The organism is Klebsiella sp. LTGPAF-6F, from assembly GCF_001753185.1.
In the GTDB taxonomy this organism is placed as follows: domain Bacteria; phylum Pseudomonadota; class Gammaproteobacteria; order Enterobacterales; family Enterobacteriaceae; genus Klebsiella; species Klebsiella michiganensis.
Window position 1 is genome coordinate 1,903,873 of record NZ_CP017450.1, and the last position, 23,617, is coordinate 1,927,489.

The following is a 23,617-nucleotide window of genomic DNA, read 5'->3' on the forward strand; positions in this document are numbered from 1 at the left end:
AGCGCGAGCCGGGGACAACGGCTAGGGCATAAACCGATAGCCGATCCCCGTTTCGGTCAGCAAATGCTGCGGACGCGCCGGATCGGCCTCCAGCTTTTGCCGCAGGTGCCCCATATAAATGCGCAAATAGTGGCTGTGCTCCACCGCATTCGGCCCCCAGACCTGATTGAGCAGCTGCCGCTGGGTCAGCACCTTGCCGGGATTATTGAGCAGTACCGCCAGCAGGCGAAATTCAATCGGCGTCAGGTGGATCTCCTGATCGCCGCGTACGATGCGGCGGGCGGGGATATCAACGTCAATATCTGCAAAACGCACCCGCGGTTCGTCGGCCTGGGCGCCGGCATGGCGGCGCATCGCCACCCTCAGCCGCGCCTGCAGCTCGCCAATACCAAAGGGTTTACTGAGATAGTCATCGGCACCAGCGTCAAGCGCGGCGATTTTGTCCTGTTCCTCGGTGCGCGCCGACAGCACGATAATCGGCATCTGGCTCCACTGGCGAACCTCGCGAATAAACGCGTTGCCGTCACCATCGGGTAGTCCAAGATCGAGAATGGTTAAATCCGGCTTGCGGGTCGCGGCTTCGATCAGCCCGCGCTGCAGAGTCTCCGCTTCAAATACGCGCATGCCGTCGGCTTCCAGCGCGGTGCGCAGAAAGCGGCGGATAGCATTTTCGTCTTCAACGATCAGAACGTTAATCACATTTCCTCGGCTAACTCTTCCAGTTCAGGGGGCGTTTCCCTCGGCAGTGTAACACGGAAGCAGGCGCCGCCCTGCGGGCGCGTCGCGGCGCTAATGGTCCCGCCGTGCACCTCAACGATCGCCTGGCAAATGGCCAGCCCCAGCCCGACGCCGGGGATCGCCGACTCTTTATTGCCGCGAGCGAATTTATCAAAGATAGCCTGTTCTTGCCCGGCGGGAATACCCGGTCCGTTATCCCATACCTCAAGCACTAAAGTGTGCGGATCGACGTCCGCGGTAATGCCGATTTGCGCCTGTGCTCCCGCGTATTTCACCGCATTTTCCAGAAGATTAATCAGTACCCGCTCAAAAAGCGGACCGTCGACGTGAACCAGCAGTAGCGGGTCCGGCAGCGCAAGCTGAATATGCCGCCCGCCGAGCCCCGGCTCCAGCATACGCAGCGCGCTGCCGACGACCTCTTCCAGGGTTAGCCACTCTTTATGCAAATTAAAGCCGCCGGACTGGATACGCGCCATATCCAGCAGATTATTCACCAGGCGGGTGGTATTGAGCACGTGCTGGCGTATCTCGTTGGCCTGCGGCGCGTGCTTCGAACCTTCGCTGGCGAGATCGAGCGTCAGGATCTCCGCCTGGCCAAATAGCACCGTAAGCGGAGTCCGTAGATCGTGGGACAGCGCCGCCAGCAGCGAGTTGCGCAGGCTTTCCCGTTCGCTGTTCAGCCGGGCCTGCTCTTCGCTGGCGGTGAGCGCCAGCCGTTCCAGAGCGCTGGCGACCAGCAGGGTGAAGGTTTCCAGCAGGCGCTGCTGTTCGGGGATCATCAGCTGGCGCAGGTTGGCCGGCTCCACGACCAGCAGTCCCCAGGTGCGGGTGGCGCTTTTCAGCGGCAGGATCTGGTAGGGCACTCCGGGAAGCGTATCGGTGCCCGCACCGGCGGGTTGTCCTTTATCAAAGCTCCAGCGGGCAATCGCGTCATCCCAGGTGATTGCCGCCGCGGGCTTTGTCAGCGGCGTGAGTCTTAATGTTTCATCGGGCAGCAGCAGCTGGCTGCGCGCCTGAAACGTTGAGGCGATAAACCGCTCGCTGGTGGCGGCGATATCTTCACGACTGCGGCCCACCGCCAGCGCTTTTGACATTTCGTACAGATGCCGGGTGCGCTGTTCACGATAGCGCGCCACCCGCGCCTGGTAGCGTACGCCGGCGGTGAGGTTGCCGATAAGCAGCCCGACGGTCAACATCACGCCAAAGGTCAGCAGATACTGCACGTCAGAAACCGCCAGCGTGCCGCGCGGCGCGACAAAAAACAGGTCGAAGCTGACCACGTTAATCACCGTCGCCAGTACCGACGGCCAGCGGCCGTACAGAAGGGCGATAATCACCACGCCGAGCAGGTACAGCATCACCAGGTTGGCGGCCTCAAAGGCCATCAGCCACTGCATGGCGACGACGGTAATAACCGCGCACAGGGCGATGGCGACGACGCACCCCTGGAGCTGTAAACGCCATTTTTCCATCGCCGTCCGGCTATCGCTGGCGCGCGCCGGCAGGGAGGCGGCCTTTTCATCCAGCGCGATCACCACCAGGTCGAGATCCGGCGCGTGACGGGCCAGGCGATCGGCGAAGCCGCTGCGATCCCACCAGCGCCTTTTCTGCTGGCGGCCAATCACTATCTTGCCGAGATTATGTTCGCGGGCGTAGTGGAGGACGGCCTTCTCTTCCGAAGGATCGGCGAGGGTGGCGGTTTCCGCGCCCAGCTCCTGCGCCAGCCTGAGCGCGGCGAGAATCGCCCGCCGTTTCGCCTCCGGCAGGCGGTGCAGAGAGGGGGTTTCAACATACACCGCATGCCAGACGCTCCCCAGCCGGGCCGCCAGCCGGGCGGCGGCGCGGACCAGCTTTTCGCTGCCGGTGTTATGGCCGATGCACAGCAAAATGGCGTCGCGGGTATGCCAGACTTTTTCCTGGCCCTGACGGTCGCGCCAGGCGCGCATCTGCTCATCGACCCGATCGGCGGTACGGCGCAGCGCCAGCTCGCGCAGGGCGATGAGGTTGCCCTTGCGAAAGAAGTTCTCGATGGCCCGCTCGGCCTGGCCGCCGATATAGACTTTTCCCTCATTGAGCCGCTGACGCAGATCGTCGGGGGGCAGGTCCACCAGTACCACATCGTCGGCGGCGTCGAAAAACGGATCCGGGACGGTTTCGCGAACCTGCACGCCGGTGATGCCGCTGACGACATCGTTCAGGCTCTCGAGGTGCTGGACGTTAACGGTGGTAAATACGTCAATGCCGGCTTCCAGCAGCTCTTCGACGTCCTGCCAGCGTTTAGGATGACGCGAGCCGGGCGCGTTGCTGTGCGCCAGCTCATCGACCAGAATCAGCGCCGGGCGACGGGCCAGCGCGCCGTCAAGGTCAAACTCCTTTACGTAGCGCCCGCGGTGGGAAAGGCGGCGCTGGGGCAGGGTACTGAGCCCCTCAAGCATTGCCGCCGTCTCTTTGCGTCCGTGGGTTTCCGCCACGCCAATCAGAATATCCAGCCCCTGGGCGCGCAGCCGCTGCGCTTCCGCCAGCATCGCCCAGGTTTTACCGACCCCGGCGCAGGCGCCAAAAAATATCTTTAGCCTACCGCGATGCGGGGCGGCGGCGTGTTGCAGCAGGCGGTCAGGGTCCGGACGCAGCGGCTCGTCACTCATTTTTACTTATCCTTCAGGGCATCCAGCGACATATTCAGCTGCAGTATATTTACCACAGGTTGGCCGAGAAAACTGAGCAACGGTTTTTGCGTTGCCTCGTTCACAAGCTGCGTGACCTGCTCCACGCTAAGCTGGCGCGCTTTGGCGACGCGCGGCGCCTGCCACAGAGCGGCGGCAGGCGTCAGACTGTAATCCAGTCCGCTCGCCGAGGCGGTCACCAGCTCCACCGGAACCGTTGCGCTGGCGTCCGGATTGGCGGCGCGCAGGGCCTGCACCCGTTCGCTGATGGCTTTGTCCAGCGCCGGATTGCTGGCGGCGAGGTTGCTGCCGCCGGACGCCAGCGGGTTATCCGGCATCTCCGCCGTCGCGGAAGGGCGGCCCTGGAAATAGCCCGGCGCGGTAAAGTTCTGCCCGATAAGGCGGGAACCGCGCACTTCCCCGTCAATTCGCACCAGCGAGCCGTTGGCCTGCTGCGGGAACCACCACTGTCCCAGCGCGGTGGTTAACAGCGGATAGACGCCGCCGGTGAGCAGCGTTAACAGAATAAACAGCACAACAGCAGGACGAATGAATGACATGATTTTTTCCTCACAGCAGCCCGGTCAGGGTCAATAACAGGTCGATCGCTTTGATACCGATAAAGGGCACCAGCAGTCCGCCCAGGCCGTAGACCCACAGGTTGCGGCGCAGCATCGCCGAGGCCGTCAGCGGCTTATAGCTCACGCCCTTCAGCGCCAGCGGGATCAGGAAGATGATAATCAGCGCATTAAAAATCACCGCGCTCAGGATCGCTGAAGAAGGCGAGTGCAGATGCATCACGTTAAGCATCGCCAGCGGCGGATAGACGGCGGCAAAGGCGGCCGGAATGATGGCAAAGTACTTCGCCACGTCGTTGGCAATACTGAAAGTGGTTAACGAACCGCGGGTCATCAGCATCTGTTTACCGATATGTACGACCTCGATCAGTTTGGTGGGGTTAGAGTCGAGATCCACCATATTGCCCGCCTCTTTCGCCGCCTGGGTACCGGAGTTCATCGCGACCGCCACGTCGGCCTGCGCCAGCGCCGGGGCGTCGTTGGTACCGTCGCCGGTCATCGCCACCAGCCGTCCTTCCGCTTGATACTGGCGGATCAACGCCAGCTTGGCCTCCGGCGTCGCTTCGGCGAGAAAGTCGTCCACGCCCGCTTCCGCGGCGATAGCGGCGGCGGTCAGGCGGTTATCGCCGGTGATCATCACCGTCTTAATCCCCATTTTACGCAGCTGGGCAAAACGCTCTTTGATGCCGCCTTTGACGATATCTTTCAGCGAGATAATCCCCAACACGCGTTCGCCTTCGGCGACCACCAGCGGCGTGGCGCCAAGACGCGCCACCTCTTCAACCTGTTTATCGACGTCGGCCGGGAAGTGGCCGCCGTTGGCCTCAACGTGGCGGCGAATGGCATCCACGGAACCTTTGCGGATCATCCGCTGGTCGATGTTGATGCCGCTCATCCGGGTCTGGGCGGTAAACGGCACGAAGGTGGCATGCAGCGATTGCAGATCGCGCTCGCGCAGATTAAAGCGCTGTTTTGCCAGCACCACGATGCTGCGGCCTTCCGGCGTTTCGTCGGCCAGCGACGACAGCTGGGCGGCATCGGCAAGGGTTTTCTCTTCCACGCCCTGCGCAGGCAGGAATGCCGAAGCCTGGCGGTTGCCAAGGGTAATGGTGCCGGTTTTGTCCAGCAGCAGGACGTCGACGTCGCCCGCCGCTTCAACCGCGCGGCCGCTGGTGGCGATCACGTTCGCGCCGAGCATGCGGCTCATCCCGGCGACGCCGATGGCCGACAGCAGGCCGCCGATGGTGGTGGGGATCAGGCACACCAGCAGCGCCACCAGCACCGTGACGCTGACCGCGTTACCGCTCCAGGCGGAGAAGGGCCAGATGGTGGCGGTGGCCAGCAGGAATACCAGGGTCAGGGCGATAAGCAGGATAGTCAGCGCGATTTCGTTCGGCGTCTTGCGGCGCTGGGCGCCTTCAACCATGGCGATCATCCGGTCAAGGAAGGTTTCGCCGGGGTTGACGCTGCAGCGGATCACCAGCCAGTCGGAGAGAATACGCGTCCCGCCGGTCACCGAGGCGAAGTCGCCGCCGGACTCGCGGATAACCGGCGCGGATTCACCCGTAATGGCGCTCTCATCCACCGACGCGCCGCCTTCGATAACTTCGCCATCGCAGGGAATAATATCCCCCGCCTCGACCAGCACCACGTCGCCTTTACGCAGCTCTTCGGCGGGGACGTGGTCAATTTGCGCATCGTGCTGCGGCGCGCGCAGCTTACGGGCAAAGGCGGTCTTTTTGACCCCTTTGAGGCTGTTAGCCTGCGCTTTACTGCGGCCTTCCGCCATCGCTTCGGCGAAGTTGGCGAACAGGACGGTGAACCACAGCCAGAGACTAACGGCGGCGGTAAATCCGGCGCTGCCGGCGATCTGCCCGCTTGCCATGGCAAGAGCCAGCAGGGTGGTGAGCAGACTGCCAATCCAGACGATAAACATCACCGGGTTACGCCACTGTACGGCAGGGCTCAGTTTTTTCACGGCGTCCAGCAGGGCCTGACGCACCAGCGTCGGCTCCAGCAGGGCTAATGATTTGCGACTCATAACAGGTTGCTCCGCAATCGCTTAAAGTAAGGAAAAGTGTTCCGCCAGCGGGCCGAGCGCCAGCGCGGGAATAAAGGTCAGGGCGCCAACCAACAGCACGGTGCCGATCAGCAGGCCGATAAACAGCGCGTCATGGGTGGCGAGCGTGCCGCTGCCGGCGGGCTGAATTTTCTTCGTTACCAGCGAACCGGCAATCGCCATCACCGGGATAATGACTGCGAAGCGGCCAACCAGCATGCAGAACGCCAGCAGCAGGTTCCAGAACGGCGTCGCCGCGCTGAGGCCGCCAAAGGCGCTGCCGTTGTTGTTGGCCGCCGAGGTGACGGCGTACAGCACTTCGCTGAAGCCGTGTGGCCCGGGGTTGAACATGCCCGCGCGACCGGCTTCGGTCATCATCGCCAGCGCCGTGCCGAGGAGCACCAGCGTCGGGGTCACGAGGATCGCCAGCGCAATCATTTTCATTTCGCGGACGTCAATTTTCTTCCCGAGGTACTCCGGGGTGCGGCCAATCATCAGCCCGGCGATAAATACCGCCAGCATCACGAACAGCAGCATGCCGTACAGACCCGAGCCGACGCCGCCGAAGACCACTTCGCCTATCTGCATCAGCCACATGGGAACCATTCCGCCCAGCGCGGTAAAGGAGTCGTGCATGGCGTTGACCGCCCCGCAGGACGCGGCGGTGGTGACCACGGCAAACAGGCTGCTGGCGAGAATACCGAACCGGCTCTCTTTGCCTTCCATATTGATACTGCTGTCGGCGCCAAGGCTCAGCAGATGCGGGTTACCGCGGGTTTCCGCCCACATCACTACCGCCACGCAGACGATGAAGATGAGCGTCATCGCCCATAGAATGGCCCGTCCCTGACGGCGATCGCCCACCACCTCGCCGAAAGCGAAGCACAGCGCCGCCGGGATGAGAAAGATCGCCAGCATCTGCACCAGGTTGGTCAGCGCGGTTGGGTTTTCAAACGGATGCGCTGAGTTGGCGTTAAAGAAGCCGCCGCCGTTAGTACCCAGCATTTTGATCGCTTCCTGTGAAGCCACCGGCCCCATCGGCAGCATCTGGCGCACCCCTTCAAGCGAGGTAAAGCCCTGATTCGGGGAAAAACTCTGCGGCACGCCCTGCTGAATAAAGAACAGCGCGATGAGCAGCGAAATGGGCAGCAGCAGCCAGAGGGTGATGCGGGTCAGATCGACCCAGGCGTTGCCAAGGGTGCTGACTTTCTGCCGGGCATAGGCGCGGGTAAGGGCAAAGATCACCGCGATGCCGGTGGCGGCGGAGAGGAAGTTTTGCACCGCCAGCCCGGCCATCTGGCTAAGGCTACTCATGGTGGTTTCACCGGCATAGGCCTGCCAGTTGGTGTTGCTGGCAAAGCTCACCGCCGTATTCAGCGCCAGGTCCCACGACAGGCCGGGCAGGTGCTGCGGATTGAGCGGCAGCGAGCCCTGGAACATCAGCAGCGTGAACAGGACCAGCAGACCCAGCGCATTAAACAGCAGAATAGCGAATAAATATTGATACCAGTTCATCTCCTGAGAACGAATGCCCGCCGCCCGCCATAAACCGCGTTCGATGCCGGCCAGGCCCGGTAGCGGGGAATCATTGATCATCGTCGCCAGCGCCGTGCCCAGCGGACGAGCCAGGATCATCAGCAGCAGAATAAAGCTCGCGATGAGTAAAAATCCTTGAGCGGCCATCAGAATGCCTCCGCGTGTATCAGGGCATAAACCAGATAAACCAGCAACAGGAACACCAGCGCTACGCCAGCGATTACGCCTGCACTCACAATCCACCTCCGGGTGTCTTTTTGATTTACGAGGAGAATAGGCAGTCGGGCGCAAAGATTTCGCAAAAATCTGCGGCGGGGGTGTAAAAAAAATATAAAAATCGCCAAGACCACAATTTAACTAATGGTTAGTATTAATTTAACTTTTTTGTAACTAAGTTACCGGGTGAATGTAAATAAAGGCTAAATACGTGCTTTTTAGTGGTCGGATGAGTAGTAAAATTACAGCCAAAGCGGTACTATTTTAAGCAGAGAAACAGATTAACTTTACCGGCTTTGCTTGCCGGCCTGACAAAGGGGAGAGAAATTATGGCGTTGTACAAAACTTATCCTGCTCATATCATCTTTGCGCGTCGCGCTTTCGCCGTGGCTGCTGGCGTGCTGGCGCTGCCGGTAATGCTGTTCTGGAAAGATCGCGCCCGTTTTTATAGCTGGCTGCACCGCGTGTGGGCGAAAACCAGCGAACAGCCGGTATGGCTGGCGCAGGCCGAAAAAGTCTCCGCAGATTTTTATTAATAACGGTTTATGGCTCAGCGGGCGCGCGCTGCGGAAACGGGCTAATGGCTTGATATCCTGGCTTATTTACCCTGTCTTACCCGGCACAGCGTGCCAACAGATTGCCTTATCATCATGCCGCCGGTTTACCCGGCGGTTTTTTTTTGCCATGAGTGGCTTACACTTATTCACTCCCCGAAGGTTAAGCCGGCGGGAGGGTTAAATATAAGTCGAACTTATCAATTTTCATGATGAAAGGAATGCTATGGCCACCCATCTGGTCTGGTTTCGCGCGGATTTGCGCATCCACGATAACCTGGCGCTCGCCGCCGCCTGCCGCGATCCCCATGCCGAGGTGCTGGGATTATTTATCGCCACGCCAGGGCAATGGCGCCAGCACGGTATGGCGCCGCGCCAGGCGGCGTTTATGATCAGCCACCTTCACAGCCTGCAAGCGGCGCTGGCCGAAAAGGGGATCCCGCTGCAGATTGAACATGCCGCAGATTTCACCGCCAGCGTGGCGCTGCTCGCCAGAATTTGCCGGCAGCGGCAGGTGACCCATCTGTTTTACAACTACCAGTACGAAATCAATGAACGCCAGCGCGATGCGGCGGTGGAGAAAACCTTAGCGGAGGTGACCTGTCAGGGCTTTGATGATAGCGTTCTGCTGCCGCCGGGCAGCGTGCTGACCGGCAGTCGTGAAATGTATAAGGTCTTTACGCCGTTTAAAAATGCCTTTATTCGCCGTTTGCAGGAAGCGCTGCCGGAGTGCGTCGCCGCGCCGAAAGTCCGCGCGGGCGGGCCCATCGCTGCGGCGTCTGAAGTGAAAATAGATTATCCGCAGACGCCATTTGATAGCGAGCTTTTCGCCGCGGATGAAAAAAGTGCCATCGCCCGGCTTCGCGGCTTCTGCCAGCAAAAGGCCGCCGACTATGAGCAGCAGCGCGATCTTCCCGCCATCGAGGGGACCAGCCGACTGTCGCCGTGCCTGGCGGTGGGCGCGCTCTCACCGCGCCAGTGCCTGCACCGTTTGCGGGTTGAGCAGCCGCGGGCGCTGGATGGCGAAGCCGGATCGGTATGGCTCAACGAGCTTATCTGGCGCGAGTTTTATCGTCACCTGATGGTTTACTACCCAAACTTGTGTAAGGGGCGGCCTTTTATCGACTGGACCGATAACGTGGCGTGGCTGGACGATAAATCCGCGCTTCAGGCCTGGCAGCGCGGGCAAACCGGCTTCCCGATTGTCGACGCCGCGATGCGTCAGCTTAATGCGACCGGCTGGATGCATAACCGCCTGCGGATGATTGTCGCCAGTTTTCTGGTGAAAGACCTGCGCATCGACTGGCGGCTGGGCGAGCGCTACTTTATCGAACAACTTATTGATGGCGATCTGGCGGCGAATAACGGCGGCTGGCAGTGGGCGGCTTCAACCGGTACCGATGCCGCGCCCTATTTTCGTATTTTTAACCCGACGACCCAGGGAGAGCGCTTCGACAAAGCGGGGCAGTTTATTCGTCAATGGCTGCCGGAGCTGGCCGGGGTACCTGAAAAAGCGGTGCATCAACCGTGGCTGTGGGCGGAGAAACAGGGCGTAACGCTGGATTATCCGCGCCCGATTGTTGACCACAAGCAGGCGCGGCTGGCGACGCTGGCGGCCTGGGAAGCCGCCAGAGAGCTTAAGACTCCATCGCCAGGCGACGAGTCCGGATCTTAACGGCGTGATACAGCCAGATAGCCAGCACCAGGCCGACGCAGGCCAGCGCGCCCCAGGTTATCTGGCTGAACACCTCAATGTAGGCATTAATTGAATAGTTGACGGCCCCGGCGGCGTCGAACGACCCCTGCGAGGTTTGATCGGCAATCACGCCTGCCAGATAGTTAGCGATAGCGCCGGAGAGCAGCATATAAATACCGGTCAGCACCCCGGTCACGCCGGGGATCTCAATACGGGTAATCTGCGACATCGCCACCGGGTCGATAAACAGCTCGGCGAAGCCCATCACCGCCAGGCCCAGCACCATCAGCGGCATTGAAGATTGTCCGTAAGCCGCCGACCAGCGTGCGCTGAGGGTCAGGATACAGAAACCGGCGCTCATCAGGCCGAGGCCCAGCGCGAATTTGCCCCAGATGCGCACGGTACGGTTGCCGTTGATGTTTTCTTTCACCAGCCACGCCAGCACCACCCCGCAGAGCATCACCGCAAAGGCGTTCACCGACTGGAACATCGCGGTCGGTATCTCATAGCCCATAAAATGACGATTAACAAAACGGTCGATATAGAGGCTGATGGAGCTGCCGCCCTGCTGCGCAAAAGCCCAGAACAGCAGGCTGAAGCAGGTGAGCACCATAATCAGACGCAGCTCTTTACGCTGCCTGGCGGTCTCCGCCCGCAGGTAGATCCGCGTCAGTACCGCCAGGCCGATAACCGTCGCCACAATCAGCGCGTAAACCGACCACTCCTGCCAGAACAGCACGGTGATCAGCAGCGGCGCGGCGATCAGCAGCACCAGCAGCCAGCCCCAGTTTGGTAAGACGAAACTCCGCGCCCGCAGCGCTTCGCGATTGACGCCCCGGGTGTGGCGGAAATGGTGATTGCCGCTGAGGAAAATCACCAGCCCGGCGATCATGCCGACGGCCGCCAGCGCGAAGCCCATCGCCCAGCTGTACTCTTCCTGCACGTAGCCGCAGGCGATTGGCGCAACGATAGACCCGACGTTGCCCGCCGCGTACATCAGCGAAAAACCGCCGTCGCGGCGCGGGTCGGTGGGTTCATACAGCTCGCCGAGCAGGCAGCTGACGTTGGATTTAAACAGCCCGTAGCCGCAGACAATAATCGCCAGCGACAGATAGAGGAAGGTGGGGGCGATTTCGCTGGCACCGAGCACCAGATGGCCGATGGCCATCAGCAGCGCGCCGAGCATCACCGCCATGCGGTTGCCCAGCAGCTTATCGGCCAGGAAGCCGCCGAGAATCGGCGTGACGTAGACTAAAGAACAGTAGGCGCTGAACAGCGCATAAGCATGATTATCGTCATACTTGAGCTGGTTGGTGAGATAAAGAATCAGCAGCGCGCGCATGCCGTAAAAACTGAAATATTCCCAGATTTGCAGCGCGACGACGTAATAAATCGCCCGCGGCTGTGAGGATTGTGTGTTCATGTAATGCCTTGTCCTGCCGTAAAAAAGAAAGTCGATCTTTCTGCATGAATAGCCATTAACTAGCGATATTCATGGCCTTATGGGCTTTCTGGTTATTTAATATGCTGTAATAGTGCATAAATATACACGAATGCGCGAGCGAGGGAGTAGACAAATTGCGGGATTTCGCGAAAAGTCAAAATGGACGGCGAAGCGGCAGAACTATCGACTGACCGGACGGATACCGTTATGTTATTCCTCTGTACAGAACGAAAACCTGGTGGAACGGCAATGAAAAATAGTGAACTGGAACAACTGATTAATGAAAAACTCAATAGCGCGGCCATCAGTGATTACGCCCCCAACGGGCTCCAGGTGGAAGGGCGCGAAACGATACAAAAAGTCGTCACCGGCGTGACCGCCAGCCAGGCGCTGCTGGATGAAGCCGTCCGCCTGGAGGCCGATGCGGTGATCGTCCATCACGGCTACTTCTGGAAAGGCGAATCGCCGGTCATTCGCGGCATGAAGCGCAATCGCCTCAAAACGCTGCTGGCTAACGACATTAACCTCTATGGCTGGCACCTGCCGCTCGACGCTCACCCGGAACTGGGCAATAACGCTCAGCTGGCATCGCTGCTCGGCATCAATGTGATGGGGGAAATTGAACCGCTGGTACCGTGGGGCGAACTGTCGATGGCGGTATCGGGCCTGGAGCTGGCTTCATGGATTGAAGCGCGGCTGGGTCGCAAACCGCTGTGGTGCGGCGACACCGGGGCGGATAAAGTCGCCCGCGTGGCCTGGTGCACCGGCGGTGGGCAAAGCTTTATCGACAGCGCGGCCCGCTTTGGCGTCGATGCGTTTATTACCGGTGAAGTTTCAGAGCAAACCATACACTCGGCGCGCGAGCAGGGGCTGCATTTCTACGCCGCCGGGCACCATGCCACCGAGCGCGGCGGCATTCGCGCGTTAAGCGAATGGCTGACGGAAAATACCGAACTGGACGTCACGTTTATTGATATCCCGAACCCGGCCTGATGAACGGAGGCAAAAGTGCAGCGAGCGCGTTGTTATTTATTAGGTGAAACGGCAGTCGTACTGGAGCTTGAGCCTCCGGTGACGCTGGAAAGCCAGAAGCGGATCTGGCGGTTAGCCCAGCGGCTGGTAGGCCATACCGAGGTGGTGGAAGCCATCCCGGGCATGAACAACATTACTGTGATATTGCGCAACCCGCAGCAGACGGCGTGGGACGCGATTGAGCGCCTGCAGCTCTGGTGGGAGGAGTGCGATACGCTCGAACCGGAATCGCGGGAGGTCTCGGTCCCGGTAGTTTATGGCGGCGAATACGGACCGGATCTGGGAGAAATTGCCCGCCACAGCGGCCTGAGCGAAAAGCAGGTGGTTGAACTGCATTCGTCGGTGGAGTACGTGGTGTGGTTCCTCGGCTTCCAGCCGGGGTTCCCGTACTTCGGCGGCCTGCCGGAGCAGCTGGCGATGCCGCGACGGGCGGAGCCGCGCCTGCTGGTTCCCGCCGGGTCCGTCGGTATTGGCGGGGCGCAAACCGGGATCTATCCGCTGGCGACGCCCGGAGGGTGGCAGCTGCTGGGGCGTACGCCGCTGGCGCTGTTTGATCCGAAGCGCAAGGAGCCGGTGCTGCTGCGTTCCGGCGACAGAGTGCGTTTCGTGCCGCAAAAGGAGGGCGTATGTTAAAAATCATCCGTGCCGGGATGTATACCTCGGTGCAGGACGGCGGGCGTGAAGGGCTGCGTCAGCTGGGCATCAGCCGCTGTGGCGCTATGGATAAGCCGGCGCTGGTCACCGCTAATCTGCTGGTGGGTAACGGCGCTAACGCCGCGGCGCTGGAGATAACGCTGGGCCAGGTGGATATTCAGTTTGAACGCAGCGGCTGGTTTGCGCTGACCGGCGCCGCCTGCGAGGCGAAGCTCGATGGCGAGCCGGTATGGGTGGGCTGGCGAACCGCGGTCAAGGCCGGGCAGCATCTGGTGCTCAAGAACCCGCAGCACGGCGTGCGCAGCTACCTGGCGGTGGCGGGGGGGATTGCGGTGCCGAAGGTGCTGGGTTCGCGCAGCACCGATCTGAAAGTGGGGATTGGCGGCCTGGAAGGTCGACGTTTGCAGGACGGAGACCGGCTGAAGCTGGGGAAATCGGATAAGCAGTTCCGCGGGCCGCGCGGCGTGAAGCAGCTCCCCATCGGCAACCGCATCCGCGCGCTGCCCGGGCCCGAGTACCAGGAGTTTGATAGCGTGTCGCAGGACACGTTCTGGCGCTCGCCGTGGCAGCTTAGCCCGCAGAGCAATCGTATGGGCTATCGTCTGCAGGGGCAACCGCTGAAGCGGACGACCGACCGCGAGATGCTTTCGCACGGCCTGCTGCCAGGCGTAGTACAGGTTCCGCATAATGGCCAGCCCATCGTACTGATGAACGACGCGCAGACCACCGGCGGCTATCCGCGGATTGCGACCATTATCGAGGCCGATATGTACCAGCTGGCGCAGATCCCGCTGGGACAGCCGATCCACTTTGTTCCCTGCTCCCTGGAGGAGGCGCTGAAGGCGCGCGCCGACAGACAACGTTATTTTGAACAGCTGGCATGGAGACTGAACGATGAAGATTGATTTAAACGCCGACCTGGGCGAAGGCTGCGCCAACGATAGCGCGCTGCTGCAGCTGGTCTCTTCAGCCAATATCGCCTGCGGTTTCCATGCGGGCGATGCGGTGATGATGCTGCAGTGCGTCCGCGAAGCGCTGAAATATGGCGTCGCGGTGGGCGCGCACCCCAGCTTTCCTGACCGGGAAAATTTTGGCCGTACGGCGATGCAGCTGCCGCCGGAAACGGTTTATGCGCAAACGCTGTATCAGATCGGCGCGCTGGCGGCGCTGGTGCGCGCGCAGGGCGGCGAGCTGCAGCACGTCAAGCCGCACGGCATGCTCTATAACCAGGCGGCAAAAGATCCGCAGCTTGCCGACGCTATCGCCAAAGCGGTATATGACGTTGACGCGGGTCTGGTGCTGGTAGGCCTGGCGGGCAGCGAGCTGATTCGCGCCGGGCAGCGTTATCAGCTGACCACCCGCCAGGAGGTCTTCGCCGACCGCGGCTATCTGGCGGACGGCAGCCTGGTGCCGCGCACCCAGCCCGGCGCGCTGATCGAGAGCGAAGAGCAGTCGCTGGCGCAAACCCTGGAAATGGTGCAGCACAGCCGGGTGCGCAGCATCACCGGCGAATGGGCGCACGTGGTGGCGGAAACCGTCTGCCTGCACGGCGACGGCGAGCACGCGCTGGATTTTGCGCGCCGCTTGCGCGCGGCGTTTGCCGGGCGCAATATACAGGTCAGTGCGGAAGTAGAAGAATAAAAATAATAGTATCAAGTAATTAACATTAGACAACAATTCACAACAACATACAGGATGTAACTATGGGAGAGTCATTATCTCTCTGGCCACTGATCGGCATTGCGGCGATCGTGGTCGGATTTGTTCTGCGTTTTAACCCGGTACTGGTGGTTATTGTGTCCGGGATCATCACGGGTCTGGCGGCGCATATGCCGATCGCGACCATTCTGGAAAAGCTGGGAGAAGGATTTCTTAATACCCGCAACCTGCCGTTTATTCTGCTGCTGCCGCTGGCGGTGATTGGCCTGCTGGAGCGGCACGGTCTGAAAGAGCGCGCGCAGACGTGGATCGCGAAGATCCGCAGCGCCACCGCCGGTCGTCTGCTTATCGTCTATCTTTTCGTGCGTGAAGTGACCGCGGCGATGGGCCTCACCAGCCTGGGTGGTCATCCGCAGATGGTGCGCCCGCTGCTGGCGCCGATGGCAGAAGGGGCGGCGGAGAAAAACTTCGGCGCCTTGCCTGGCGAGGTGCGCTATCGTCTGCGCGCGATGTCGGCGGCGACCGACAACGTGGGCCTGTTCTTCGGGGAAGATATTTTCGTCGCCTTCGGGGCGATTATCTTTATGCATAACTTTATGCTGGAGTCGGGCGGCATTCAGACCGAGCCGCTGCATATCGCCCTATGGGGGATCCCAACGGCGGTCTGCGCCTTCCTGATCCACTCCGCCCGCCTGTGGCGCCTCGACCGCCATCTCCAGCGCGAGCTGGACAAGGTTAACGCCGGGCAGGCGAAAGGCGGTGCCGCATGAATTTTCAGCAAACCTGGCTGTACTGGCTGGCGGGCGCGGTTCTGCTGGCGGTGGCGGTGATGTCATGGCGCGATAAGGCCAACCCGCGCAGGCTGACAACCGGCCTGTTCTGGGGGCTGTATGGCCTGGTGTTTCTGTTTGGCGACTGGACCTATGAGCTGGTCGGCGACAAGCGGGCCGTTAATATCGGCGTTGGCGTGGTGGTGGTGGTGCTGGCGCTGATCGCCGGTTTTGGCGGCGTGCGCCTCGGTCGCTATCATCAGCGCTCGCAGGAAGAACGTACCGCCAGCGCCGCGCGTCTTGGCAATCGGCTGTTTTTCCCGGCGCTGGCGATCCCGGTGGTGACGGTGATCGGCGTGCTGCTGTTTAATAATCTCCCCTCGCTGCAGGTCGCTATCTTTGGCCCGGGCAATCACGCCACGCTGATCACGCTGTTTTCGATGACCGCGGGCACGCTGCTCGGTCTGGTGATGGCTATCCGCATGACCCATGAAACGGCCGCGCAGCCGTTACAGGAAGCCCGCCGCCTGCTGGATTCGGTGGGCTGGGCGTTTATTTTGCCGCAGATCCTCGCGGTGCTCGGGCTGCTGTTTACCGCCGCCGGCGTTGGCAACAGCATCTCCTGGCTGACGCAGCACTACCTGGCGGTAGACAGCCGGTTTATCGCCGTTGCCGTCTATACCCTGGGAATGGCGCTGCTGACGATGGTGATGGGCAACGCTTTCGCCGCGTTTCCTATCGTGACGGCGGGGGTCGGGATCCCGATTCTGGTGCTGCAGCACGGGGGGAACCCGGCGGTGATGGCGGCCATTGGCATGTTCTCCGGCTACTGCGGTACCCTGATGACGCCCATGGCGGCGAACTTCAATATCGTGCCTGCCGCGCTGCTGGAGCTGCCGGATAAAAACGCGGTCATCAAAGCCCAGGTGCCGACCGGCGTTATGCTGCTTATCGTGAACGTATTTTTACTCTATTTCCTGATGTTCCTGTAAGGAGGGATCATGGCTGGCGTGTTAATTACCGGTTTTGAGCCGTTCGGCGGCGAAGCGGTTAACCCTTCGTGGGAAGTGGTAAAGCGGCTGGACGGCGCTATTATCGGCGGACAGCCGGTGGCGGCGCGGCAGCTGCCGTGCGTCTTTGGCGACGCCCTGACGGCGCTTAACGCCGCGCTGGATGAGCTGGATCCCGTCCTGACCCTGGCGATTGGCCAGGCGGGCGGTCGCGTCGACATCACCGTTGAACGGGTGGCGATCAACGTCGATGATGCGCGGATCCCGGACAATAAAGGCCTGCAGCCGATCGACGTACCGATCGCTGCCGGCGGGCCGGCGGCGTACTTCAGCACGCTGCCGATCAAAGCGATCGTAACCGCCCTGCGCAGCCGGGGGATCCCGGCGTCGGTGTCGCAGACGGCGGGGACGTTTGTCTGTAATCACGTGATGTACGGCCTGCTGCACAGCCTGCGTCATCGCAGCGGCGCGAAGGGCGGGTTTATCCATATTCCGTATTTGCCGGAGCAGGCCGCGGCTCACCCCGGCGAAGCCAGTATGGCGGTAGAGACGGTTCAGGCCGCGCTGGAAACGGCCATCGCCGTTGCCCTGCAGCAGGATGGCGATGTGAAAGTCGGCGGTGGGGCAACGCATTAACACAAGGACAAGATTATGCCGGAAGGTCCGGAAATTCGCCGCGCGGCGGATAGCCTGGAAGCGGCGATTAAAGGCGAACCCCTGACCGGGGCGTGGTTCGCCTTCCCGCAGTTACAACATTACCAATCTCAGCTGGTCGGCCAGCGAGTGACGCACATTGAAACTCGCGGTAAGGCGCTGCTGACCCACTTCTCCGGCGGGCTAACGCTGTATAGCCACAATCAGCTGTACGGCGTCTGGCGAGTGGTGGACGCGGGGGCGCAGCCTGAAACGACGCGCGTTCTGCGCGTTCGGCTGCAGACCGCGCGCAGGGCGATTTTGCTCTACAGCGCCTCTGATATTGAGATGCTGACGCCCGAGCAGCTCGCCCGCCATCCGTTTTTGCTGCGGGTCGGGCCGGATGTGCTCGATATGCGCCTTAGCGTTGAACAGGTCAAAGCGCGGCTGCTGTCGGCGAAATTCCGCAACCGCCAGTTCTCCGGTCTGCTGCTGGATCAGGCGTTTCTTGCCGGATTAGGCAACTATCTGCGCGTGGAGATCCTCTGGCAGGTGGGGCTGACCGGGCGGCATAAAGCCTCTGAACTGGATGAAAAACAGCTCGATGCGCTGGCGCATGCGCTGCTGGAGATCCCGCGATTGTCCTACAACACCCGCGGTCTGGTGGACGAGAATAAGCACCACGGCGCGCTGTTTCGCTTTAAGGTTTTTCATCGCGAAGGGGAGGCCTGCGAGCGCTGCGGCGGAATAATCGAGAGAACGATGCTGTCGTCGCGGCCGTTTTACTGGTGCCCGGGATGTCAGCAATAAAAAAACGCGCCTTCAGGCGCGTTTTTTGTCGCTGCGATAGCCCTCTTAACGGGCGATATCGTTTTTGAAATCGCGCTTTTCGTAGCCGGTATACAGCTGGCGCGGACGGGCGATTTTCATGCCGTCGCTGTGCATTTCGTTCCAGTGCGCAATCCAGCCCACGGTACGCGCCATCGCGAAGATAACGGTAAACATAGAAGACGGAATGCCCATCGCTTTGAGGATGATACCGGAGTAGAAATCGACGTTCGGGTAGAGTTTCTTCTCGATGAAGTACGGGTCGTTGAGCGCGATGTGCTCAAGCTCCATGGCCACTTCCAGCAGATCGTCTTTGGTACCGAGCTCTTTCAGCACTTCGTGGCAGGTCTCACGCATAACGGTGGCGCGCGGGTCGTAATTTTTGTACACGCGGTGGCCAAAGCCCATCAGGCGGAAAGAGTCATTTTTGTCTTTCGCGCGACGGACGAATTCCGGAATGTGTTCAACGGAGCTGATCTCTTCGAGCATCTTCAGCGCCGCTTCGTTGGCGCCGCCGTGTGCCGGTCCCCACAGGGAGGCAATACCCGCAGCGATGCAGGCAAACGGGTTCGCGCCGGAAGAGCCGGCGGTACGTACGGTGGACGTTGAAGCGTTCTGTTCGTGGTCGGCGTGCAGGATCAGGATACGGTCCATGGCGCGTTCCAGAATCGGATTCACTTCATATTTTTCACACGGCGTGGAGAACATCATATTCAGGAAGTTACCCGCGTAGGAGAGGTCGTTGCGCGGATAAACGAAAGGCTGGCCGATAGAGTACTTGTAACACATTGCCGCCATCGTCGGCATTTTGGAGAGCAGGCGGAATGCGGCGATATCGCGGTGGCGTGGGTTATTCACATCCAGCGAATCGTGATAGAACGCGGCCAGCGCACCGGTGATACCGCACATGACGGCCATCGGGTGAGAATCGCGGCGGAACGCGTGGAACAGACGGGTAATCTGTTCGTGAATCATGGTGTGGCGGGTAACGATGGTTTTGAATTCGTCGTACTGGGCCTGGGTCGGCTTCTCACCGTTCAGCAGGATGTAGCATACTTCCAGATAGTTGGAGTCGGTTGCTAACTGATCGATCGGGAAACCGCGGTGCAGCAGGATACCTTCATCACCGTCGATAAAGGTGATTTTAGATTCGCAGGATGCGGTGGAGGTAAAACCAGGGTCAAAAGTAAACACGCCTTTTGAACCAAGACTACGAATATCAATAACATCCTGACCGAGCGTGCCCTTTAGCACATCCAGTTCGATAGCAGTATCACCACCCAGGGTGATTTTTGCTTTAGCATCAGACATTTATGGTCTCCTTAGCGCCTTTATTGCTTAAGGCTGCCGGGTGGTGGATTTGCATTCAGCCCGTAGCAGATGACATTACCAGTTTGTTATGTTGCACATCGCTCTGCGTCGCGAAAAGGGCAGGGTACAGAGCAAGGGCGCTTGATGGTACGTCTTCAGCCTACGACGAAACAACAGCAAATCAGCGTTTTAGCAGCCCGAATATTATAAAACTATATACCACTAATAACTGTCCTGATTACATCGGTCAATACTCTCTCACTGTTGCATAACTTATTCTCAGGTAAAAGAGTGACCCCATAACTTTTGCGTATTATTGCATTTATCTGGTAATGGTTGTAACAATAATGTTTAATATTTGTCAAATCAGATGATTAAAAATTAAAAATATGTTGTTATCGTGACATGGATCACTGTTCGGGAGAAAACCCGACAAACTATATGTAGGTTAATTGTAATGATTTTGTGAACGGCCTATACTGCCGCCAGGTCTCCGGAACACCCTGCAATCCCGAGCCACCCAGCGTTATTTTGTCACGCTTTAACTCCTGGAAAGGCGTTTTAACATGACTTTTAGTTATAGATAAGGACGCTGTCTGACCCGCAAGCAGACCGGAGGAAGGAAACAATAAGAACAGCATGTGGGCGTTATTCATGGTAAGAAATGTGAAAAAACAAAGACCTGTCAATCTGGATCTGCAAACGATCCGGTTCCCAATCACGGCGATAGCGTCCATTCTCCATCGCGTATCCGGAGTGATCACCTTCGTGGCGATCGGGATTCTGCTTTGGCTGCTGGGCACCAGCCTTTCCTCTCCCGAAGGTTTTCTCACTGCGGCATCCATTATGGATAGCTTCTTTGTGAAGTTCATCATGTGGGGCATCCTGACCGCGCTGGCGTATCACGCGGTGGTCGGTATTCGCCACCTGCTGATGGATTTTGGCTACCTTGAAGAAACCCTCGAAGTAGGGACACGCTCCGCCAAAATTTCTTTTGTTATTACTGTCGTGCTTTCACTTCTCGCAGGAGTCCTCGTATGGTAAGCAACGCCTCAGCACTAGGACGCAACGGCGTACATGACTTTATTCTGGTCCGTGCTACCGCTATCGTTCTGACCCTCTACATCATCTATATGGTTGGCTTCTTTGCCACCACCGGTGAAATTTCATGGGAAGTCTGGACGGGCTTTTTCTCCTCCGCGTTCACTAAAGTCTTCACCCTGCTGGCTCTCGTTTCCATTCTGATCCACGCCTGGATCGGGATGTGGCAGGTATTAACGGACTACGTTAAACCACTGGCCGTGCGCTTAATTCTGCAACTGCTGATCGTTGTTGCGCTGGTGGCTTACGTTCTTTATGGATTTGTTGTGGTGTGGGGTGTGTAATGAAATTGCCTGTCAGAGAATTTGATGCTGTTGTCATTGGTGCCGGCGGCGCAGGTATGCGCGCGGCGCTGCAGATTTCCCAGAGCGGCCAGAGCTGTGCGCTGCTCTCTAAAGTTTTTCCGACCCGTTCCCATACCGTTTCCGCGCAGGGTGGTATCACCGTCGCGCTCGGTAATACCCATGAAGATAACTGGGAATGGCATATGTACGACACCGTTAAGGGGTCGGACTACATTGGCGATCAGGACGCCATCGAATACATGTGTAAAACCGGCCCGGAAGCGATTCTGGAGCTGGATCATATGGGTCTGCCGTTCTCGCGTCTCGAAAATGGCACGATTTATCAGCGTCCGTTCGGCGGCCAGTCGAAAAACTTCGGCGGCGAGCAGGCGGCACGTACCGCTGCGGCGGCTGACCGTACCGGTCACGCCCTGCTGCACACCCTCTATCAGCAGAACCTGAAGAATCACACCACTATTTTCTCCGAGTGGTACGCGCTGGATCTGGTGAAAAACGCCGATGGCGCGGTGGTCGGTTGTACCGCCCTGTGTATCGAAACCGGTGAAGTGGTTTACTTCAAGGCTCGCGCCACCGTGCTGGCTACCGGCGGCGCCGGTCGTATCTACCAGTCCACCACCAATGCCCATATCAATACCGGCGACGGCGTTGGTATGGCGATCCGCGCCGGCGTGCCGGTGCAGGATATGGAAATGTGGCAGTTCCACCCGACCGGTATCGCCGGGGCGGGCGTTCTGGTGACAGAAGGCTGCCGCGGTGAAGGCGGCTACCTGCTGAACAAACACGGCGAACGTTTCATGGAACGTTATGCCCCGAATGCGAAAGACCTGGCGGGTCGCGACGTGGTGGCGCGTTCTATCATGATCGAAATCCGTGAAGGTCGCGGCTGCGATGGTCCGTGGGGCCCGCACGCCAAGCTGAAGCTCGATCACCTCGGTAAAGAAGTGCTGGAATCCCGCCTGCCGGGTATCCTGGAGCTCTCCCGCACCTTTGCCCACGTCGACCCGGTAAAAGAGCCGATTCCGGTTATCCCAACCTGCCACTATATGATGGGCGGTATTCCGACCAAAGTGAGCGGACAGGCGCTGACCGTCAACGAGCAGGGCGAAGATGTGGTTATTCCGGGACTGTTCGCGGTAGGCGAAATCGCCTGCGTATCGGTACACGGCGCGAACCGTCTGGGCGGCAACTCGCTGCTTGACCTGGTGGTCTTTGGCCGCGCGGTGGGTCTGCACCTGCAAGAGTCTATCGCCGAGCAGGGCGTACTGCGCGACGCGACGGATGAAGAGATCGACGCTTCTCTGGAACGTTTGAACCGCTGGAACGGCAACCGGAATGGTGAAGACCCGGTCGAAATCCGCAAAGCGCTGCAAGAGTGTATGCAGCATAACTTCTCGGTCTTCCGCGAAGGGGATGCAATGGCGAAGGGCCTTGAGCAGCTGAAAGCCATCCGCGAGCGTCTGAAAAACGCCCGCCTGGATGATACTTCCAGCGAGTTCAACACCCAGCGCGTTGAGTGTCTGGAGCTGGATAACCTGATGGAAACCGCTTACGCCACCGCGATGTCTGCGAACTACCGTACCGAAAGCCGCGGCGCGCATAGCCGCTTCGACTTCCCGGATCGTGATGATGAAAACTGGCTGTGCCATTCCCTGTATCTGCCAGAGTCGGAATCCATGACGCGTCGTAGCGTCAATATGGAACCGAAGCTGCGTCCGGCATTCCCGCCGAAGATTCGTACTTATTAATGCGGAGACAGGAATATGAAACTCGAGTTTTCAGTTTATCGTTATAACCCGGACGTAGACGATGCTCCGCGCATGCAGGATTACACCCTGGAAGCGGAAGAGGGTCGCGACATGATGCTGCTGGACGCGTTAATCCAGCTGAAAGAGAAAGACCCGTCGCTGTCGTTCCGCCGCTCCTGCCGTGAAGGGGTTTGTGGCTCCGACGGTCTGAACATGAACGGGAAAAATGGTCTGGCGTGCATCACGCCGATCTCCGCGCTGAATCAGCCGGGTAAGAAAATTGTTATCCGTCCGCTGCCAGGATTACCGGTTATCCGTGATTTGGTGGTAGACATGGGGCAATTCTATGCACAATATGAGAAGATTAAGCCTTACTTGTTGAATAATGGGCAAAATCCTCCGGCTCGCGAGCATCTGCAGTCGCCAGAGCAGCGTGAGAAACTCGATGGTTTGTACGAGTGTATTCTCTGCGCATGTTGTTCAACGTCTTGCCCGTCGTTCTGGTGGAACCCGGACAAGTTTATCGGCCCGGCCGGCCTGCTGGCCGCGTATCGCTTCCTGATCGACAGCCGCGATACCGAAACCAGCGAGCGCCTCGAAGGGCTGAGCGATGCTTTCAGCGTATTCCGCTGTCACAGCATTATGAACTGCGTCAGTGTGTGTCCTAAGGGGCTGAACCCGACGCGCGCCATCGGCCATATTAAGTCGATGCTGCTGCAGCGCAGTGCGTAAGTAACCCGGTCTGCCCCGGATGGCGCTAGCGCTTATCCGGGCAACCAAAAGCAGTAGCCCCGGCAGCGTTCGCGCCGCCGGGAAATGAATACCCTAAATAATTCGAGTTACAGGACAAAACGGCTAGCCGTTTTGAACAGCGCTTGCGCTGGCCCCGTAGGGGCGAGGCCGAAGGCCGAGTCACGCGGCGACGCAGCGAATCCCCAGGAGCTTACTCAAGTAAGTGACTGGGGTGAGTGAGGAAAGCCAACGCACATGTAACTTGAAGTATGAAGGGGATAGCAGGAAATCTTTAAAAACCGCCAAATATGTACCAGTAATCAAGGCGTTCAGAGCGAGGTAAGGCGGCAACT

At 59.4% G+C, this 23,617-nt stretch carries 23 protein-coding genes; 14 read left to right on the top strand and 9 right to left on the bottom strand.

Annotated features, from left to right (window positions below; translation table 11 throughout):
• Window positions 1-21: 21 nt before the first annotated feature.
• The 6 genes from kdpE to kdpF are packed head-to-tail and all read right to left on the bottom strand — an operon-like array spanning window position 22 to window position 7,810.
• Window positions 22-699 carry a two-component system response regulator KdpE gene (gene kdpE / locus BJF97_RS08835; RefSeq protein WP_025106379.1) on the bottom strand — a complete coding sequence of 226 codons (678 nt, stop codon included), beginning with the start codon at window positions 697-699 and terminating at the stop codon, window positions 22-24.
• Entirely contained in the window at window positions 696-3,383 is a 2,688-nt protein-coding gene (gene kdpD / locus BJF97_RS08840) for a two-component system sensor histidine kinase KdpD (protein ID WP_032694311.1), read from the bottom strand. Before kdpD ends, kdpE begins: the two co-directional genes overlap by 4 nt.
• Window positions 3,384-3,385: 2 nt before the next feature.
• A complete protein-coding gene (gene kdpC / locus BJF97_RS08845) occupies window positions 3,386-3,961 on the bottom strand; it encodes a potassium-transporting ATPase subunit KdpC (RefSeq protein WP_004848885.1) in 576 nt (191 codons plus the stop codon).
• 10 nt (window positions 3,962-3,971) lie between these two features.
• Window positions 3,972-6,020 carry a potassium-transporting ATPase subunit KdpB gene (kdpB, locus tag BJF97_RS08850; protein WP_014837833.1) on the bottom strand — a complete coding sequence of 683 codons (2,049 nt, stop codon included), beginning with the start codon at window positions 6,018-6,020 and terminating at the stop codon, window positions 3,972-3,974.
• A gap of 21 nt (window positions 6,021-6,041) precedes the next feature.
• Complete coding sequence (gene kdpA, locus BJF97_RS08855) at window positions 6,042-7,721, bottom strand: potassium-transporting ATPase subunit KdpA (RefSeq protein ID WP_032694310.1); 1,680 nt, start codon at window positions 7,719-7,721, stop codon at window positions 6,042-6,044.
• Window positions 7,721-7,810: a K(+)-transporting ATPase subunit F gene (gene kdpF / locus BJF97_RS32325; RefSeq protein ID WP_009651669.1), complete on the bottom strand. Its 90-nt coding sequence runs from the start codon at window positions 7,808-7,810 to the stop codon at window positions 7,721-7,723. The genes kdpA and kdpF overlap by 1 nt, the downstream gene beginning before the upstream one ends.
• A gap of 309 nt (window positions 7,811-8,119) precedes the next feature.
• Here kdpF and BJF97_RS08865 point away from each other — a divergent pair, with 309 nt between their 5' ends.
• Together BJF97_RS08865 and phrB are read left to right on the top strand one after the other, a co-directional pair.
• The gene (locus BJF97_RS08865; RefSeq protein WP_004848892.1) at window positions 8,120-8,326 is read left to right on the top strand and encodes a DUF2517 family protein; all 207 of its coding nucleotides are present in this window, start codon (window positions 8,120-8,122) and stop codon (window positions 8,324-8,326) included.
• A gap of 244 nt (window positions 8,327-8,570) precedes the next feature.
• Window positions 8,571-10,019, top strand: coding sequence for a deoxyribodipyrimidine photo-lyase (gene phrB / locus BJF97_RS08870; protein WP_032694308.1), 1,449 nt, complete (start codon window positions 8,571-8,573; stop codon window positions 10,017-10,019).
• On the opposite strand, the gene dtpD is transcribed toward phrB, so the two are convergent.
• Window positions 9,982-11,463 (bottom strand): dipeptide permease DtpD, encoded by a 1,482-nt coding sequence (gene dtpD, locus BJF97_RS08875; RefSeq protein ID WP_032694307.1) that lies wholly within the window; start codon window positions 11,461-11,463, stop codon window positions 9,982-9,984. The two genes, phrB and dtpD, sit on opposite strands and share 38 nt — an antisense overlap.
• A 270-nt stretch (window positions 11,464-11,733) precedes the next feature.
• Between dtpD and BJF97_RS08880 the strand changes: the two genes are divergently transcribed.
• From BJF97_RS08880 to nei, 8 genes are all read left to right on the top strand, one after another.
• Window positions 11,734-12,477 (top strand): type 2 GTP cyclohydrolase I, encoded by a 744-nt coding sequence (locus BJF97_RS08880; protein WP_032694306.1) that lies wholly within the window; start codon window positions 11,734-11,736, stop codon window positions 12,475-12,477.
• 15 nt (window positions 12,478-12,492) lie between these two features.
• On the top strand, window positions 12,493-13,149 hold the full coding sequence (gene pxpB / locus BJF97_RS08885) for a 5-oxoprolinase subunit PxpB (RefSeq protein ID WP_004848901.1): 657 nt from the start codon (window positions 12,493-12,495) through the stop codon (window positions 13,147-13,149).
• Entirely contained in the window at window positions 13,143-14,075 is a 933-nt protein-coding gene (pxpC, locus tag BJF97_RS08890; protein WP_009651642.1) for a 5-oxoprolinase subunit PxpC, read from the top strand. The genes pxpB and pxpC overlap by 7 nt, the downstream gene beginning before the upstream one ends.
• Complete coding sequence (pxpA, locus tag BJF97_RS08895; protein WP_032694305.1) at window positions 14,065-14,811, top strand: 5-oxoprolinase subunit PxpA; 747 nt, start codon at window positions 14,065-14,067, stop codon at window positions 14,809-14,811. The genes pxpC and pxpA overlap by 11 nt, the downstream gene beginning before the upstream one ends.
• A gap of 62 nt (window positions 14,812-14,873) precedes the next feature.
• Complete coding sequence (locus tag BJF97_RS08900) at window positions 14,874-15,599, top strand: DUF969 domain-containing protein (RefSeq protein WP_014228437.1); 726 nt, start codon at window positions 14,874-14,876, stop codon at window positions 15,597-15,599.
• A complete protein-coding gene (locus BJF97_RS08905) occupies window positions 15,596-16,591 on the top strand; it encodes a DUF979 domain-containing protein (RefSeq protein ID WP_014228438.1) in 996 nt (331 codons plus the stop codon). Before BJF97_RS08900 ends, BJF97_RS08905 begins: the two co-directional genes overlap by 4 nt.
• 9 nt (window positions 16,592-16,600) lie before the next feature.
• Window positions 16,601-17,245, top strand: coding sequence for a pyroglutamyl-peptidase I (gene pcp / locus BJF97_RS08910; RefSeq protein ID WP_014228439.1), 645 nt, complete (start codon window positions 16,601-16,603; stop codon window positions 17,243-17,245).
• Between the two features lie 15 nt (window positions 17,246-17,260).
• A complete protein-coding gene (gene nei, locus BJF97_RS08915) occupies window positions 17,261-18,052 on the top strand; it encodes an endonuclease VIII (RefSeq protein WP_014837838.1) in 792 nt (263 codons plus the stop codon).
• A 45-nt stretch (window positions 18,053-18,097) separates the two neighbouring features.
• Here the strand turns inward: nei and gltA are convergent, their stop codons facing one another.
• Together gltA and BJF97_RS35630 are read right to left on the bottom strand one after the other, a co-directional pair.
• Window positions 18,098-19,381, bottom strand: a complete 1,284-nt coding sequence (gene gltA / locus BJF97_RS08920; RefSeq protein WP_004100276.1) for a citrate synthase — start codon at window positions 19,379-19,381, stop codon at window positions 18,098-18,100.
• A gap of 212 nt (window positions 19,382-19,593) precedes the next feature.
• Window positions 19,594-19,746 (bottom strand): hypothetical protein, encoded by a 153-nt coding sequence (locus BJF97_RS35630; RefSeq protein WP_418268728.1) that lies wholly within the window; start codon window positions 19,744-19,746, stop codon window positions 19,594-19,596.
• 274 nt (window positions 19,747-20,020) lie between these two features.
• Here BJF97_RS35630 and sdhC point away from each other — a divergent pair, with 274 nt between their 5' ends.
• The 4 genes from sdhC to sdhB are packed head-to-tail and all read left to right on the top strand — an operon-like array spanning window position 20,021 to window position 23,264.
• Window positions 20,021-20,425, top strand: coding sequence for a succinate dehydrogenase cytochrome b556 subunit (gene sdhC, locus BJF97_RS08925; RefSeq protein WP_014837839.1), 405 nt, complete (start codon window positions 20,021-20,023; stop codon window positions 20,423-20,425).
• A complete protein-coding gene (gene sdhD, locus BJF97_RS08930) occupies window positions 20,419-20,766 on the top strand; it encodes a succinate dehydrogenase membrane anchor subunit (protein ID WP_004100278.1) in 348 nt (115 codons plus the stop codon). The genes sdhC and sdhD overlap by 7 nt, the downstream gene beginning before the upstream one ends.
• On the top strand, window positions 20,766-22,532 hold the full coding sequence (gene sdhA / locus BJF97_RS08935) for a succinate dehydrogenase flavoprotein subunit (RefSeq protein ID WP_014228442.1): 1,767 nt from the start codon (window positions 20,766-20,768) through the stop codon (window positions 22,530-22,532). Before sdhD ends, sdhA begins: the two co-directional genes overlap by 1 nt.
• A 15-nt stretch (window positions 22,533-22,547) precedes the next feature.
• Window positions 22,548-23,264, top strand: a complete 717-nt coding sequence (gene sdhB / locus BJF97_RS08940) for a succinate dehydrogenase iron-sulfur subunit SdhB (RefSeq protein ID WP_004130526.1) — start codon at window positions 22,548-22,550, stop codon at window positions 23,262-23,264.
• Window positions 23,265-23,617 lie beyond the last annotated feature (353 nt).